14 protein-coding genes are annotated in these 15,484 nt (G+C 68.3%); 5 read left to right on the top strand and 9 right to left on the bottom strand.

Annotated elements, in window-relative coordinates; genetic code table 11:
* The first annotated feature begins 4 nt into the window (after positions 1-4).
* Complete coding sequence (locus AWC17_RS00440; RefSeq protein ID WP_046184689.1) at positions 5-1,747, top strand: GMC oxidoreductase; 1,743 nt, start codon at positions 5-7, stop codon at positions 1,745-1,747.
* A 53-nt stretch (positions 1,748-1,800) separates the two neighbouring features.
* On the opposite strand, the gene AWC17_RS00435 is transcribed toward AWC17_RS00440, so the two are convergent.
* Positions 1,801-2,703, bottom strand: a complete 903-nt coding sequence (locus AWC17_RS00435; protein WP_046184688.1) for a TauD/TfdA dioxygenase family protein — start codon at positions 2,701-2,703, stop codon at positions 1,801-1,803.
* Between the two features lie 61 nt (positions 2,704-2,764).
* Here AWC17_RS00435 and AWC17_RS00430 point away from each other — a divergent pair, with 61 nt between their 5' ends.
* The gene (locus AWC17_RS00430; RefSeq protein ID WP_046184687.1) at positions 2,765-3,334 is read left to right on the top strand and encodes a TetR/AcrR family transcriptional regulator; all 570 of its coding nucleotides are present in this window, start codon (positions 2,765-2,767) and stop codon (positions 3,332-3,334) included.
* A 3-nt stretch (positions 3,335-3,337) separates the two neighbouring features.
* Here the strand turns inward: AWC17_RS00430 and AWC17_RS00425 are convergent, their stop codons facing one another.
* From AWC17_RS00425 to AWC17_RS00395, 7 genes are all read right to left on the bottom strand, one after another.
* Positions 3,338-5,704: a glycoside hydrolase family 65 protein gene (locus tag AWC17_RS00425; RefSeq protein WP_046184686.1), complete on the bottom strand. Its 2,367-nt coding sequence runs from the start codon at positions 5,702-5,704 to the stop codon at positions 3,338-3,340.
* On the bottom strand, positions 5,701-6,495 hold the full coding sequence (locus tag AWC17_RS00420; protein ID WP_197083441.1) for a beta-phosphoglucomutase family hydrolase: 795 nt from the start codon (positions 6,493-6,495) through the stop codon (positions 5,701-5,703). Before AWC17_RS00420 ends, AWC17_RS00425 begins: the two co-directional genes overlap by 4 nt.
* A gap of 98 nt (positions 6,496-6,593) precedes the next feature.
* The gene (locus tag AWC17_RS00415; protein ID WP_046184684.1) at positions 6,594-6,986 is read right to left on the bottom strand and encodes a hypothetical protein; all 393 of its coding nucleotides are present in this window, start codon (positions 6,984-6,986) and stop codon (positions 6,594-6,596) included.
* Positions 6,983-7,867: an alpha/beta fold hydrolase gene (locus tag AWC17_RS00410; protein ID WP_052742786.1), complete on the bottom strand. Its 885-nt coding sequence runs from the start codon at positions 7,865-7,867 to the stop codon at positions 6,983-6,985. The genes AWC17_RS00415 and AWC17_RS00410 overlap by 4 nt, the downstream gene beginning before the upstream one ends.
* A 5-nt stretch (positions 7,868-7,872) precedes the next feature.
* Positions 7,873-8,676: a class I SAM-dependent methyltransferase gene (locus AWC17_RS00405; RefSeq protein WP_046184683.1), complete on the bottom strand. Its 804-nt coding sequence runs from the start codon at positions 8,674-8,676 to the stop codon at positions 7,873-7,875.
* Positions 8,673-9,491 carry a class I SAM-dependent methyltransferase gene (locus AWC17_RS00400; protein WP_046184682.1) on the bottom strand — a complete coding sequence of 273 codons (819 nt, stop codon included), beginning with the start codon at positions 9,489-9,491 and terminating at the stop codon, positions 8,673-8,675. Before AWC17_RS00400 ends, AWC17_RS00405 begins: the two co-directional genes overlap by 4 nt.
* Positions 9,488-11,005 (bottom strand): MFS transporter, encoded by a 1,518-nt coding sequence (locus tag AWC17_RS00395; protein ID WP_046184681.1) that lies wholly within the window; start codon positions 11,003-11,005, stop codon positions 9,488-9,490. Before AWC17_RS00395 ends, AWC17_RS00400 begins: the two co-directional genes overlap by 4 nt.
* Before the next feature lie 80 nt (positions 11,006-11,085).
* Here AWC17_RS00395 and AWC17_RS00390 point away from each other — a divergent pair, with 80 nt between their 5' ends.
* Positions 11,086-11,727, top strand: coding sequence for a winged helix-turn-helix transcriptional regulator (locus AWC17_RS00390; protein WP_085164120.1), 642 nt, complete (start codon positions 11,086-11,088; stop codon positions 11,725-11,727).
* 13 nt (positions 11,728-11,740) lie between these two features.
* Here the strand turns inward: AWC17_RS00390 and AWC17_RS00385 are convergent, their stop codons facing one another.
* A complete protein-coding gene (locus AWC17_RS00385) occupies positions 11,741-12,313 on the bottom strand; it encodes a TetR/AcrR family transcriptional regulator (RefSeq protein ID WP_197083535.1) in 573 nt (190 codons plus the stop codon).
* Between the two features lie 141 nt (positions 12,314-12,454).
* Between AWC17_RS00385 and AWC17_RS00380 the strand changes: the two genes are divergently transcribed.
* Positions 12,455-13,660 (top strand): acyl-CoA dehydrogenase family protein, encoded by a 1,206-nt coding sequence (locus tag AWC17_RS00380; protein ID WP_085164134.1) that lies wholly within the window; start codon positions 12,455-12,457, stop codon positions 13,658-13,660.
* 57 nt (positions 13,661-13,717) lie between these two features.
* Positions 13,718-15,277, top strand: coding sequence for a glutamine-hydrolyzing GMP synthase (guaA, locus tag AWC17_RS00375; protein ID WP_167385530.1), 1,560 nt, complete (start codon positions 13,718-13,720; stop codon positions 15,275-15,277).
* The last annotated feature ends 207 nt before the right edge of the window (positions 15,278-15,484 follow it).

Here is a 15,484-nt window from a genome sequence, read left to right as displayed (position 1 = left end):
TGCGATGAGGCCGGATTACGACGTTCTGATCATCGGTTCGGGTTTCGGGGGCAGCGTCAGCGCGCTGCGGCTGACCGAAAAGGGCTACCGCGTAGGCGTATTGGAGGCCGGGCGGCGCTTCGCCGACGAGGATTTCGCCGAGACGTCCTGGGACCTGCGCAAGTTCCTGTGGGCGCCGAGGCTGGGTTGCTACGGCATTCAGCGCATTCACCCGCTGCGCAACGTGATGATCTTGGCCGGCGCCGGGGTGGGCGGCGGCTCCCTGAACTACGCCAACACGCTCTACGTGCCGCCGGAGCCGTTCTTCAAAGACCGGCAGTGGTCGCACATCACCGACTGGCGCGACGAGTTGATGCCGCACTACGAGCAGGCGAAACGGATGCTCGGGGTGGTCACGAACCCGACCTTCACCGACGCCGACCGCATCCTGAAGGAAGTCGCCGACGAGATGGGCTGCGGTGACACCTTCGTGTCCACCCCGGTGGGCGTGTTCTTCGGTCCCGACGGCAGCAAGACGCCCGGCAAGACCGTGCCGGACCCGTATTTCGGCGGCGCGGGACCGGAGCGCACCGGCTGCCTGGAGTGCGGTTGCTGCATGACGGGTTGTCGCTACGGTGCCAAGAACACGCTACTGAAGAATTACCTCGGCCTCGCCGAATCGGCTGGGGCACAAGTCATTCCGATGACAACGGTCAAGGGATTCCAGCAGCGCCCCGACGGTGTGTGGGAGGTCAGCACCGTGCGCACCGGGAGCTGGCTGCGCAGGGACCGGCGCACCTACACGGCGACGCACCTGATCCTGGCCGCCGGCACGTGGGGAACGCAGCACCTGCTGTTCAAGATGCGCGACAAGGGCAAGTTGCCGCGCCTTTCCGAGCGCCTGGGCGTGTTGACCCGCACCAACTCCGAGTCCATCGTCGGCGCCGGGAAGCTCGAGGTCGACCCCAACCTCGACCTGACGCACGGCGTAGCCATCACGTCGTCGATCCACCCGACCGCCGACACCCACGTCGAACCCTGTCGCTACGGCAAGGGATCCAACGCGATGGGGTTGCTGCAGACCCTGATGACCGACGGCACCGGTCGGGAGGGCACCGACGTGCCCCGCTGGAAGCAACTGTTGGACCAGGCCCGCGAGGATCCGCGCCGCATGATGCGGATGCTCAACGTCAGCCAGTGGAGCGAGCGCACCCTGATCGCCCTGGTCATGCAGCATCTGGACAACTCGATCACCACCTACACCAAACGCGGGAAGCTCGGCATCCGCTGGTACACCAGCAAGCAGGGACACGGCGACCCGAACCCGACCTGGAACCCCGTCGGGAACAAGGTCACCCGGCGCATCGCCGAGAAGATCGACGGGGTGGCCGGCGGCACCTGGGGCGAGCTGTTCAACATCCCGCTGACCGCGCACTTCCTCGGCGGCGCGGCGATCGGCGACGGCCCCGAACACGGGGTCATCGACCCCTACCACCGGGTCTACGGCTACCCCACCATGTTCGTGGTGGACGGCGCCGCGATCTCGGCCAACCTGGGCGTCAACCCGTCGCTGTCCATCACCGCGCAGGCCGAACGGGCCGCGTCGCTGTGGCCGAACAAGGGCGAGAACGATCAGCGCCCACCGCAGGACCAGGCGTACCGCCGGCTGGATCCGGTCGCCCCGGAGCATCCGGTGGTGCCGGCCACCGCACCGGGCGCGCTGCGCTGGTTACCGATCACCCCGGTGCGTTCGGCCGCGGATGCGTGACGACCGCGAGCGCGGCGTAGCCGGGCGCTGCGGGTCGTCACCGTCAGCTGAGGCTAGCTCGCGATCGCCTCGAGCGGGGCGCCGCTGACCACCCGGCTGCGCTCGCCGTGCACGTCGACGGGCACGTCGCCCATCAAGGTGACGCGGTGCATCAGCCGAGGCTGGTCGTCATAGTCGTCGATGGCGCGATGCTGGGTGGCCCGGTTGTCCCAGATGGCGACGTCGCCCGGCGCCCAGCTCCAGCGAATGGTGTTCTCCGGCATCGTGATTCGCCGCTGCAACAGCTCCAGCAGCACGCTTGATTCGTGGCTGTCCAGGCCGACGAAACCGCGCACGAAGTCGCCGGCCAGCAGGGTGCGTTCGCCGGTCTCCGGGTGCACCCGGACCACCGGGTGTTCGGTCCGGAAGTCCGGTTTCTCGAAGACCTGGCGGAACGCCCGCTGCGCGTCGGTCATCGCCTGCACGGATTCGGTGGTCACGTAGTCGTAGCGGTTGGTGTGCAGCGCCCACAGGTTCTCGACCAGGCCCTTGAGCGCCTCGGGCAGGTGCTCGTAGGCGGCGGCGGTGTTGGTCCACAGCGTCGACCCGCCATAACGGGGCAGGGTGACCGCGCGCAGGATCGAGGCCGCCGGGTAGTTCGCGACGAACGTGACGTCGGTGTGCCAGCGGTTCGCCTTGCCGTACTCGGAGTTGATCGGCGTGATGACCGGCGCGTTCTTCGTGGCGAGCAGCTCGGCGGCCGGGTGGCCGACGGGCGTGCCCAGCAGGCCGGCGAACGCCAGCTGCTGCTGGTCATCGAGGTGGTGCTGGTGGCGGAAGAAGATCACCTTGTGGGCCAACAGCGCCTGGTGGATCTTCTCGATCGCCGCCGGGCCGAGGTCGCCCCCGAGGCGCACCCCGTCGACACGCGCGCCGATGCGGCTTCCCAGCTTGGTGACGGTTATCTGACCTGTCATTTTCGTCAATCCTAGTTCGAAAGGGGTGTAGTCAACCGACTACATCAAGTACTGTAGCCATATGACTACAGCTTCCGCAAGTGGCCGCGCGAACATGCCCACCGGGCGGGCCGAGGTCGCCGCCGCGATCCTGGAGGCCGCCACCGACCTGTTCGCCGAACGTGGCCCGGCCGCGACCTCGATCCGCGACATCGCCGCTCGGTCCAACGTCAACCACGGGCTGGTGTTTCGTCACTTCGGCACCAAGGAAAATCTGGTCGGCGCCGTGCTCGATCACCTGGGTGCCGACCTGAGCGCCCTGCTGCTGAACCCAGAGACGCCCGCCGACGTCCGGGACCGGGCCTTCGACCGGCAGATGAGGGTCATGGCCCGGACCGTGCTCGACGGGTATCCGGCGGGGCAGCTGCAGAAGCGCTTTCCCAGCGTCGCGGCGTTGCTCGAGTGGGTGCTGCCGCTTTACGACAATGAGACCGATGCGCGGCTCGCCGTCGCCAATGCCCTTGCGCTGCAATTCGGTTGGCGGCTGTTCGCGCCGATCCTGCGCTCGGCGACCGGGCTCGACGAGCTGACGGACGATGAAATACGGGAGGCCGCGAGGGCCGAGGTTGGGCGGATCCTCAACCCCGGCTGATGCTCACTTGTTCCGGGCCAGCGCCCGGCGGTGTAGCGGCTCGCGCCCCGGCGGCTGCTGCGGGGGCGACAGCAGTGGCTTGCGAGCGCGCACCGCAATGGTTTTCGGCGCATCGGTACTCAGGGTGATCTCTTCGCCCGCGTGCCGGATGGTGAGCTGGCCGCCCGGCCCGTCGCGCACGGTGTAGGTGACCTCGGAATGGTTGACGTCGACGGTCAGCCGGAAATCGCGCCACCGAAGCCGGAACCGCAGCCGCGAAATGCCGTCGGGCAGCGCGGGATCCAGCGACAGGATGCCCTCGTCGTCGCGCAGGCCGCCGAAGCCGCCCACCAGCGCCGTCCAGGCACCGGCCAGCGACGCCATGTGCAGCCCGTCGCGGGTGTTGTGGTGCAGATCGCGCAGGTCGATCAGCCCGGCCTCGTAGGCGTAGTCGTGCGCCAATTCCAGGTGCCCGACCTCGGCGCACATCACCGCCTGGGTGCAGGCGGACAGCGACGAGTCGCGCACCATGCGCCGCTCGTAGTAGTCGACGTTGCGCGCCTTCTGTTCTGGAGTGAACGCGTGACTCTGCCACTGCATCGCCAGCACCAGGTCCGCCTGCTTGATCACCTGCGCGGGATAGAGCCGCACGTACGGGTCGTGCAGCAGCAATGGGTAGGCGTGGTTCTCCTGGAAGTCCCACTCGGCGAGGGTGGTGAACCCCTCGCACTGCTGATGGACCCCGAGGCCGGCATCGTAGGGGATGTTGGCGGCGTCGGCGGCGTCGCGCCAGGAGGCCGTCTCCTCGGTGGTGACGCCCATCGCCTCCGTCGCCTCGGGGTGGCGGTTGCAGGCGTCGGCAGCGGCGCGCAGGTTGTGCGCGGCCATCAGGTTGGTGAAGACGTTGTCGCGCACGATCGCCGTGTATTCGTCGGGGCCGGTGACTCCGTCGAGGTGCCAGACGCCGTGCCGGTCGTGATGGCCGAGGGAGAGCCAGAGCCGGGCGGTCTCGACGAGTACCGCGAGGCCGCAATGCTTTTCCAGTTCCTCGTCGCCGGTGACGATGCGGTATCGCTCGAAGGCCATGGCGATGTCGGCGTTGATGTGCCAGGCCGCGGTGCCGGCCGGCCAGTAGGCCGAGCACTCCTGTCCGCGAATCGTCCGCCACGGGAAGCTGGCGCCCTCGAGGCCCAGTTCGGCCGCCCGCTCCTTGGCGAGGTCCAGGGTCGACGCCCGCCACCGCAGCGCGTCGGCCACCGCATGCGGTGCGGTGTAGGTGAGCACCGGCAGCACGTAACCCTCGGTGTCCCAGAAGGCGTGGCCGTCGTAGCCCGTCCCCGTGAGCCCTTTGGCCGCGATCGCGCGCCGCTCGGCGCGCGCGCTGGCCTGCAACAGGTGAAAAAGCCCGAACCGCACCGCTTGCTGGGATTCTGGGTCGCCCTCGACCTCGACGTCCGCGCTGTCCCAGAAGTCGTCCAGGTACGCCCGCTGCGAGTCCAGCAGCCCCTGCCACCCGCTGTAGCGGGCGCTGTGGATGGCGGCGGCGGCCTGGTCGCGCAGCGCCGGGCGCGAACGCATGCTCGACCAGCCATACGCCAGGTACTTGACGATGCGCAGCTTCTGGCCGGCGCGCAGCCCGCAGATCACCGTGGTCCGCGCCAGATCGTCGCGCGCGTCGGTGCTGAACTCGACGCGGCCGGGAACGTCGATCTCGTGATCCATGGCGGCCGCCATCATCAGGGCGCTGCTGCGGGTGCGGTGCATGAGAAGCGCACCGGTGTCGGTGTTTTCGTGGTCGACGGCCACCAGCGGGCTCTCCAGAATGGCCGAAACCCGCGGGTCACCCGAGGTCTGGGGCTGGTCCTCGTTGGTGACCAGTTCGGACTGCACCGTCACGCGAACGAAATCGCCGACCGCTTCCACGACGTATTCGAGGGCGGCGACGCCGCGCTGCACCAGAGACACCAGCCGGGTGGACACCAGCCTGATCTCCTTGCCCGCGGGGGAGCGCCAGTGCGCGCTGCGGGTCATCGTCCCGGCGCGCATGTCGAGAACCCGCTCGTGCGAAAGCAATTCGCCGTAGCGGACGTCGAACGGCTCGTCCTCGACCAGTAGGCGGATGATCTTGCCGTTGGTGACGTCGACGAGCGTCTGGCCGGCCTCCGGGTAGCCGTAACCGGCCTCGGCGTAGGGCAGCGGCCGGATTTCGTAGAAGGAGTTCAGGTAGGTGCCGGGCAGGCCGTAGGGCTCACCCTCGTCGAGGTTGCCGCGCAGCCCGATGTGCCCGTTGGACAAGGTGAACAGGGATTCGGACTGGGCCAACAGGTTCAGGTCGAGCCTGGTTTCACTGACGTGCCACGGATCAACGGGGAAGGCTTCGTCGTCGATCATGACTGCAGCAGCTCGGCGAGGTCGGTGACCACCACGTCGGCGCCGTTGCGTCGCAGATCGTCGGCCTGGCCCACTCTGTCGACACCCACCACGTAGCCGAAGTTACCGGCATGGCCGGCCTGCACGCCCGATATCGCGTCCTCGAACACGGCCGCGGCGCCGGCGCCGACGCCGAGCAACTCGGCTCCCCGCAGGTAGGAGTCCGGCGCCGGCTTGCCGGCGATGTGCTCGTCGCGCAGCGTGACGCCGTCCACCCGCTTCTGGATGAACCGGTCCAGGCCGGTGATCTCCAGGACGTCGCGGGTGTTGGCGCTCGAGGACACCACCGCGATTCCCAGGCCGGCCGCCGAAACCGCCTCCAGGTAACGCCGCGAGCCCTCGAACACCTCGACGCCGTCCTTGCGCAGGACCCGTTGGAACATGTCGTTCTTGCGGTTGCCCAGGCCGTATACCGTCTCGGCGTCGTCCGGGTCGTCGGGACTGCCGTCGGGCAGATCGATCCCGCGGCTCTGCAAAAATGACCGGACCCCGTCCTCGCGCTTCTTGCCGTCCACGTATTTCCGGTAGTCGGCGGCCGCGTCGAAGGGGACGAATTCTTCCCCGGTGCGCTTGGCCCGCTGGGACAGGTAGTCGTCGAACATGGCCTTCCAGGCCTTGGTATGCACGCTGGCGGTGTCGGTGAGCACACCGTCGAGGTCGAACAGACAGGCATGCACCTGCTCGGGCAGACCCAGCGCTGGGCTCACAGCGGACCTCACTCTCGGGTATCGCGGGAGACTACTTGGTGCGATACCCACTCCACCATGCCGAGATGCGTGCCGCCAATGTTCACCTGCCCTTCGGAGTGGACCGCGGTGCCGGCCGGCCGAATCGAATCGGCCCCGCGAACTTAGTCCCTTCGCCGGACCGGAAGCCAGCACGCCGCCAACGGCACCGTCGTGATCAATCCGAGCGCGACCACGCCCGCCAGGTGCGCGCGCTCGTCACGCATGGTCACGGCCATGGCGAACATGGCGGCGAAGTGCGCGGAGTTGGCGGTGAGATTGAAATCGAGGAACAGCCGGTTGGCGAGCGGGGCCTTCGCCGAGGCGAACAGGAACAGCGCCCAGACGATGTAGACGGTGGAGAACATGACGGCGATCGGGTCGCCGCCCCCGCCCCAGTCGAAGAGCGCGTTGGCCCGATGGGTAATTGCGAACACCAGGTCCGGAACGAAGAAGAGCAGGTACCCGACCGCGGTCAGGCGGATCATCACCGGCAGCCACGACACCGCGCGGTTCATCTTCCGGTGCTTTGCCGGATGATCCGGACCATCTCGGCTGGGCGCTCGAGCGCCGAGAAATGGCCCGCGCCAGGCACCGTGATCGTCTGGGCGCTCCTGAGCTGGCGAGCGACGTCCGCTCGCTCCGCCGGACGCGACCAATCGTGCTCGCTGTAGGTCAGTGTGACGGGTGCCGTCACCTGTGGGTAGCGGTCTTTCGCGTCGACGAACCCGTTGAGGCTGCGCATGATTGCCCGGTTCACGGTGGGGTAGCCGGGTCGGCGGCCGCTTCGCCGCAGCTCGGTGAGGAAGTCCTTCGGCAGCGCGTGGCGGTCGGCGAAGCCGCCGGCCAGCACGCCTTCGAGGATGAGGCGGTTTTCCAGTCGGGCGAACAGCGGTCCCGAACCGGGCGGACGGACGCCCGTGCCGATCAGGCGGGCGAACCAGTTGCCGCGTTCCAGGCCGCCCGGGTAGTCGTATGGGTTGAAGGCCACCACGTTGCGCACGGTGTCGGTCAGTTCGATCGAGGCCAACAAGGCGAGCGCGGCGCCCATCGATTCGCCCGCCAGCGTGACGCCGTCCAGGTCGAGAGTTCTGACGAATTCGACGACGGCGCCACGCAATTCGTCCTCCCCGTATCGGGCTCCGGGTCTGACATCGGACCACCCCATACCGGGCAGATCGAGCGCGTACACCGTGAAGTCGTCCCACAGCGCGGGCACGACCCGCTGGAAGTAGTCGAGCTGGGTGCGAACGGTGTGCAGCAAGACGAGCGGTGGGCCGGTTCCCGTCGTGAAGTAGCGCAACCGCGAGCGGTCGGACCGTCGGAGGAACTTGACCTCGCCTCGGCCGCCGCTCCACGTCATCGTGTAGCGCTGGTCCGGAGTCTCGTTGGGCCACATGGTATTCACCGTTTGCTCACGGCTTGAATGGCCCGAAGCCGCCCGTCCGCCAGCGCCTGGGTGAGGTTTTCGGCCTTGCGCCGGAAGTCGGTGACGAAGGCGTGCAGGCCCAGCGGGTTGGCGGGCTGGCCCAGCATGGCCTTCATGAGCGAGGCCGCCTCGTCGGTGAGGTCGTTCCAGTGTTCGACGGCGAACCCGGCGGCCTCGACGACGGCGCGCAACTCAGCGGGGGTGACCAGATGGCTGCGCGCGGGGTGGTCGGCCCAGGGCAGCGGATAGTCGAGTCGGCCGTGTTTTCCCGTCGTGATGTCCCACAGAGCGAGCCGTCCGCCGGCTTTGAGGACTCGGCGCGCTTCGGAGTAGAGGCGGGCCTTGTCGGCGACGTTCATCTGGACATGCTGGCTCAGCACCACGTCGAAAGCCGCGTCGCCGAAGGGAAGTTCGGTCACGTCGGCTTGGTGAACGGATATCCGGTCGTCCAGGCCGACAAGGCGATTGAGCCAACGCGCCGTATCGCAGTACTCGTCGGTGAGATCCACGGCGGTAACCCGGCAGCCGTAGCGGTCGGCGACGTATCGCGCGGTGCCGCCGACCCCGCTGCCGGCGTCGAGCACTTCACTCTCTCCGGTGATCTGCGCGAGGTCCACCAGCTGGGCGGTGGCGAGGCGGCCCATGGTGTGGAAGTCCTCCAGCAGGCCCAGGTCGGCGGGTGCCAGCCGGTCGAGGTCTTTCCCGGCTGAGATCAGCGCACGCTCGATGTGGCGGCGTGACAGGCCGGTCGAGTATTGGCTCGCGATAGTGTCGTTCACGGCCGTACCTGGGCCCAGGCGGTGATCAGCGGGGGCATCGTGATGAGGGCGTCGGCCGCGAGCGCTTCCCGGTGGAATTGCGGCACGAAGTTGTCGATGTCGGTCACCTCATCGATGGCGAAGCCACCCTGTTCCGCAACGGGGGACACCAACCGCCAGACTTCCGCGGCGTAGGCGAGGATGTCGGCGTCGGCGGCGGTGCCGATCGGCGTGCCCTGGGTCAGGCGAGGCGCGCCCAGGCCGGCGTCGGTGAAGACGGTGTGCAGCGTGGTGCCGAACCGCGCGGACAGGCCCATCGCCTCGAAGGCCCGGACGATGCCCGCCGACACCCGCCCGAACAGCGGCAGGTCCGGGATGGCGCGCGTCGCGATGATGTCGTTCTCGGAGAACGCGACGACGCCGCCGGGGCGCACGAACGAGCTCAGGTGCCGCAGCGTGCCGGCCGGGTCGGGCAGGTGCATGAGGATCAGCCGGCCGATCACCGCGTCCACCGGTTCGTCCAGTGTGATCGCATCGACGGTGTCCTGCGTGAAACGCACTGTGCGCAGGCCTTGTTCGGTGGCGCGGGCGCGGGCGAGCTCGACCATCGCGGGTGCGGCGTCCACCCCGAGGACACTCCCGGTCGGGCCGACCAGCCGGGCGGCGACGAACGACACGTCACCGGGCCCACTGCCGACATCGAGCACCCGCATCCCCGGCCGGAGCCCGGCGAGCCGCAGCGCGTGCTCGGTGTAGTCGTTGTATAGCCGCCCCTGCAGGAGGAGCCGCCGCACCTCCACGTCGGCGTGGCCGAGGACATAGGTGCTGTCGCTCATGGGATTTTCCTTTCGGTTTGACGTGCCGGCAACAACCAGCCGACGACGATTGCGGCGCCCAATGCGATGCCCGCGCACACCAGCGAGCTCACCTGCAGGCCGTCCAGGAAAGCGCGATCGACCGCGGCGCGGACGCCATCGGCCCGTTGCGCGGGCAGCTGCTCGATCACCCTGTGCGCCAACGCCATTGAATGCCGCATGGCCTCGGCGGGGAGGCCCGTCAAGGCGGACGTGCCGAGGTGTCCCGAGTACACCGAGGCGAAAATGCTGCCGGCGATGGCGACCCCGAGCGTGCCCCCGAGTTCGCGCGTGGTGTCGTTGACGGCCGAGCCGACCCCGGCCTTGTCGACGGACAGCGATCCCATGATCGCCTCGGTGGCGGGCGAAACGGTCAGGCCGAGCCCGCCGCCGAGCAGCAGCATCTGCGTGGCGATCTGGGTGTACGGCGTGGCGGCGTCGGCCGTCGACGCCCACGCCAGCCCGGCGGCGAATACGGTCAGGCCGGCGGCGACGACGGCGGTGGTCCCGAGCCGCTCGACCAGCCGAGGGCCCGCAATGCTGGCCAGCGCGATGGAGACGGCGACCGGCAGCAGCCGCACCCCGCTCTGAAAAGCGGTGTAGTCCTTGATGAATTGGAAGTACTGGGTGATGACGAAGATGAAGCCGAACAACGTCAGGAAGCCGGCCGTCACCGCCAGGCTGCCGCCGGAGAACCGGCGGTTGACGAACACCGAGACGTCCAGCATGGGGTGGCTGGTGCGCCGCTCCCAGAGCGCGAAAGCGACGAGGATGGTTGCAGCCAAAGCGAACCCGATTGCGGTTCGGGCGTTGGTCCATCCCCAGGTGGGCGCCTCGATGACCGTGTAGACCAGCGTCGTGATGCCGGCCGCGGACAAAATCAGGCCGGGGATGTCGACGCGCGGTGCCGCCGGGTCGCGCGAGGTCGGCACGAAAAGGGTGCTCCCGACGATGGCCAGCGCGGCGATCGGGATGTTCACCATGAAGATCGAGCCCCACCAGAAGTGCTCGAGCAACCAGCCGCCGCTGATCGGTCCCACGGCCACCCCGACGCCGACCATCGCGGCCCACAGGCCGATCGCCTTGGCGCGAGCCGCCGGTTCGGTGAAGATGTTCGTGATCAGGCCCAGCGTGGTCGGGAAGATCACCGCCGCGCCCACTCCCATGGCGGCGCGGGTCGCGATCAGCGCTTCCGCCGAATTTACCTGCGCCGCAACGGCAGAGGTCGCCGCGAACAATGCGAGCCCGGAGTTCAGCCAGCCCCGTCTGCCGTAGCGGTCACTAAGGCTACCCGCCGAGAGCAGCAGGCCGGACATCACCAGGGTGTAGGCGTCGACGATCCATTGCAGTTGCGCGGTGTCGGCGCCGAGTTCGCGCGACAGGGTGGGCAGCGCGACGTTGACGATGGTGGCGTCGACGCTGATGACGAAGACGCCGAGGCAGATGACGGCGAGCGCGGGGATCGGGTGGTTCCGGAAAACGGGTTCGATACGCATGAAACAAGACAATAAAGTCGATAGACAAATAAATCAAGTAGATGGTAGAAAAAGATGTCTACCCTTGGTAGGATGGCCTGATGGCACCCCGCCGGACCTACAGCCAGAACTGCCCGATCGCCCGCGGCCTCGACGTCCTCGGCGAGCGGTGGACGCTGCTGATCCTGCGCGAGCTGGTCGGCGGGCCCCGCCGCTACGGTGACCTGCGCGCCGAGTTGCCCGGTATCGCAACCAATCTGCTGGCTGAGCGGCTCAAAGAACTGCAGGACGCGGGGCTCGTCGACCGCGCCGACCTGCCCGCCCCGATCGGGCGGACCGTCTACACCCTCAGTGACATGGGCTGGCGGCGGGTGCTGCCGGTGTTGCAGAGCGTCGCGTGGTTCGGCCTGGACCGGCTGGACCCGATCGACGATGGCCCGGCATCGCCCCTCAACGGGTTTTTGGCCGGCATCCTGCTCGGCTTCGATTCCGGTCGGGCCGCCGGGTTGGAGGCGACGTGCCGGGCCGAGATCGACGGCCGGCGTTTCGACTTCGCGGTGACGCAGGGGCGCTTGGCCGCTGCCCACGGCGAACCATCCGTGACGATCGCCGGCGGGGCGGCGGATCTGGTGACCGCCCGCCTCGGCCCGAGCGAGGCCAAGCGCAAGGCGGCGCTGCGGCGGATCACCGTGACGGGCGACCCGGCGGCCGTCGGCGCGGTGCGGGCGGCCTTTTCGCTCTAGGCGGCTGCTGCGGTCAGTCCCGGGTTTCGAGCAGGGCGTCGATGAGTGCATGGGCGATGAACTTGCCGTAGCGGGTGGCCGACCAGCCGCGCTCGAGGACGAGAAGTTCGTAAAGCTCGGGTGCGTGATACGTCCACAGGACATCGCGCGCTTGTCTGGTGCTGACCCGCAGTTGCCCCGTGCGGGCGAGATCGGAAGCGAACATCGTCATGGCAGCCAGCGTTTCCTGCCGGATCTGCTTCCAGACCTCGCCGGCGTCCGGCGACGACGCGGCACCATCGCGCGCGAGTAGCTGAACCGGAGCGCTGCGCGGCATGGTGGCGGCCAGGTGCTCGGCATAGATTTCCAGCTTGCGAGTCGCCTCGGGCGCATCGATCACGTTCTGGATCACGTCTCGCGCGACCATCGGGATCGGCTCGTCGTCGCCGGCCACGGACACATCGAACAGCGCTTTCAGCACGCCCGCTTTGGTCGTGAACGCCTTGTATACCGTTTCGACCGACACGGCGGCGTCGCCCGCGATCTCGGCGATGGTCGTCGCCGCATAGCCCTGCGTCAGGAAGCGCTGCCGGGCGGCCGCCAGCACCGCGCGCCGGTTCTGTTGCGCCTGTTGGCGACGACGGGTCGAGTCGTAGCGGCGCGGAGGCCGACCCTTGACAGATCCCATAATTCAGTACATGCTCCTGTATCTATTACTACTTACTGTATCAGAAATATGGAGTGTGACATGACAACCGCAACGTGCCACGCCGTCGGCCTGTCGGACGGTGACCATCCCCAGGACGTGGCGCGCGCCCTGGGACCCGAAATCACGCAGCGGGCCGGCGAGGCTGAGGCCCTCGGGACGCTGCCGCTCGACCTCGTCGAGCGGCTGCGCGCGGCCGGCATCTTCCGTGCCTTGCAGCCGCGCTCGCTCGGCGGATTTGAAGTGGTCCCCGTCGAGTTCATCCACATGATCGAGGAACTGGCGCGTGCCGACGGTTCGACGGGCTGGATCGCGGCCATCGGTGCCGGCGCACCAGCGTTCACCGCCTGGCTCGAACCCGCCGACGCCACAGCACTGTTCGGTTCGGACGCCGATTTCTTGGCGGCCACGGTTTTCGCCCCCACCGGGCGTGCCGTCCCGGATGGCCACGGGCGGTTCGCCGTCAACGGCCGTTGGCCGTTTGCCAGCGGTTGTCGGCATGCCGAATGGATCCTGGCCGGGATGTTCGTCTTCGACGGCTTCGACGGTCAGGCGCCGCGAATGATCGCCGAGCAGGGCCCCGACTGGCGCCTCGCATTCTTCCCGCGCGCTGGCGCCGAGATCGTCGACAACTGGGACGTCCTGGGGCTGCGCGCCACCGGCAGCAATGACCTGGTCGCCCGAGGCCTCCACGTCGCCGAAGAACACACCATCAGCCCGTTCTTCGCCTCGGCCCGCCAGGACGGCCCGCTGTGGAGACTGGCGTTCTTCACGCTCGTCGGGGTCGCCCTGGTCGGTGTCCCGCTCGGCATCGCGCGACGCGCACTCGACGAATTCACCGACCTCGCGACAACGAAGGTGCGCGCCGGCACGTTCGAGCCGCTCGCCGCGGACCCCGCCGCCCAAGTCGAGTTCGCCAGTGCCGAAGCCGGTTTGAGGTCGGCAAGGGCCTTCGTTCTCGATGAGGCCAGCGCCCTGTGGGAAACCGCACGCGCCGGCGATCCGCCATCGCTGGCACAGCGCGCCGGATTCCAGCTCGCCGCCCAGCAGGCGATGCGCGCGGCACGTCAGGCAGTCGATACGACGTTCGACTTGGCCGGTGCGGGCGCGGTGCACGCGGGTCACCCCCTGCAGCGATGCTTCCGGGATCTACACACCGCCAGCCAGCACGTGTACTTCAGCCCGGCCGCGATGAAGCGGTACGCCGGCACCCGATTCGGGATTGCGCAACCGACCCACCTGATGTGACCCGAGGAAGGCACCGCATCAGCCGGGCAGTCGTCGCCAGCCACTAAGCTGGCTGCCGTGGAAACCCCCTCGCCGCGGCCCGTGTTGGTCGTCGACTTCGGTGCACAGTATGCGCAGTTGATCGCCCGCCGAGTCCGCGAGGCGCGGGTCTACTCCGAGGTCATCCCGCACACCGCGTCGATCGACGAGATCAAGGCCCGGCAGCCGGCGGCGCTGGTGCTCTCCGGGGGGCCGTCCAGCGTCTACGAAGAAGGCGCCCCGCAACTCGATCCGGCGGTGTTCGACCTCGGCGTGCCCGTGTTCGGCATCTGCTACGGATTCCAGGCCATGGCGCAGGCCCTGGGCGGGACCGTCGCCCACACCGGCACCAGCGAGTACGGCCGTACCGAGCTGAAAGTGGTTGGCGGCGAACTCCATTCGGGACTGCCCAGCTCCCAGCCGGTGTGGATGAGCCACGGTGACGCGGTCACGGCCGCACCGGAGGGATTCGAGGTGGTCGCCAGCAGCCCGGGCGCGGTGGTGGCCGCCTTCGAGAACCGGAGCCGCCGCCTGGCCGGCGTGCAGTATCACCCCGAAGTCATGCACACCCCGCACGGGCAGCAGGTGCTCAGCCGATTCCTGCACGACTTCGCCGGGCTCGGCGCGGAGTGGACGCCGGCCAACATCGCCGGCGCCCTGGTCGAGCAGGTGCGCGAACAGGTCGGCGACGGGCACGCGATCTGCGGACTGTCCGGCGGCGTGGACTCGGCGGTGGCCGCCGCACTGGTGCAGCGCGCCATCGGCGACCGATTGACCTGTGTCTTCGTCGACCATGGACTCCTGCGTGCCGGCGAACGCGCGCAGGTGCAGCGCGATTTCGTCACCGCCACCGGCGCCAACCTCGTCACCGTCGACGCCGCGGACACCTTCCTGCAGGCGCTGTCGGGGGTGACCAATCCCGAGGGCAAGCGCAAGATCATCGGCCGCCAGTTCATCCGGGCGTTCGAGGGCGCGGTGCGAGACATCGTGGGGGACACGGATTCTCAGGTCGAGTTTTTGGTGCAGGGCACGCTGTACCCGGACGTGGTGGAATCCGGCGGGGGCAGCGGGACCGCCAACATCAAAAGCCACCACAACGTCGGCGGCCTGCCCGACGACCTGAAGTTCAAACTCGTCGAGCCGCTGCGGCTGCTGTTCAAAGACGAGGTGCGCGCCGTCGGGCGTGAGCTTGGCCTGCCGGAGGAAATCGTTGCGCGCCAGCCCTTTCCGGGCCCCGGCCTGGGCATCCGGATCGTCGGTGAAGTCACCGCGCGGCGGTTGGAGACCCTGCGCCGCGCCGACTTGATCGCGCGCGAGGAACTCACCGCCGCCGGTCTGGACAACCTGATCTGGCAGTGCCCGGTGGTGCTGCTGGGCGAGGTCCGCTCGGTCGGTGTGCAGGGCGACAACCGCACCTACGGGCACCCGATCGTGCTGCGGCCGGTGTCCAGCGAGGACGCCATGACCGCCGACTGGACCCGGGTGCCCTACGAGGTGCTGGAGCGCATCTCGACCCGCATCACCAACGAGGTGGCCGAGGTCAACCGCGTGGTGCTGGACATCACCAGCAAACCCCCCGGCACCATCGAGTGGGAGTGACCGGTCGGCGCGAAAGCGCCACCACATCACACCCATCCGCCCCACCGGTATCGATCGCATAAAGCCGCCCCTTCCGTTTCTTGACGGTTGTCGGAGGGCGGGTGTTTACTCTCAATCAGTCGAACATACTTACTGCTTATCTGCTTAAGTGGACTTACGCTGGTCGGTGTGGATTTTGCTGGTGTGAGTCCGGTTGGCGGGATGGAT

The sequence above is a fragment of the Mycobacterium nebraskense genome (assembly GCF_002102255.1).
Lineage (GTDB): Bacteria > Actinomycetota > Actinomycetes > Mycobacteriales > Mycobacteriaceae > Mycobacterium > Mycobacterium nebraskense.
The sequence above is the reverse complement of the archived record's forward strand: the minus strand, read 5'-3'. Positions and strand labels throughout refer to the sequence as shown.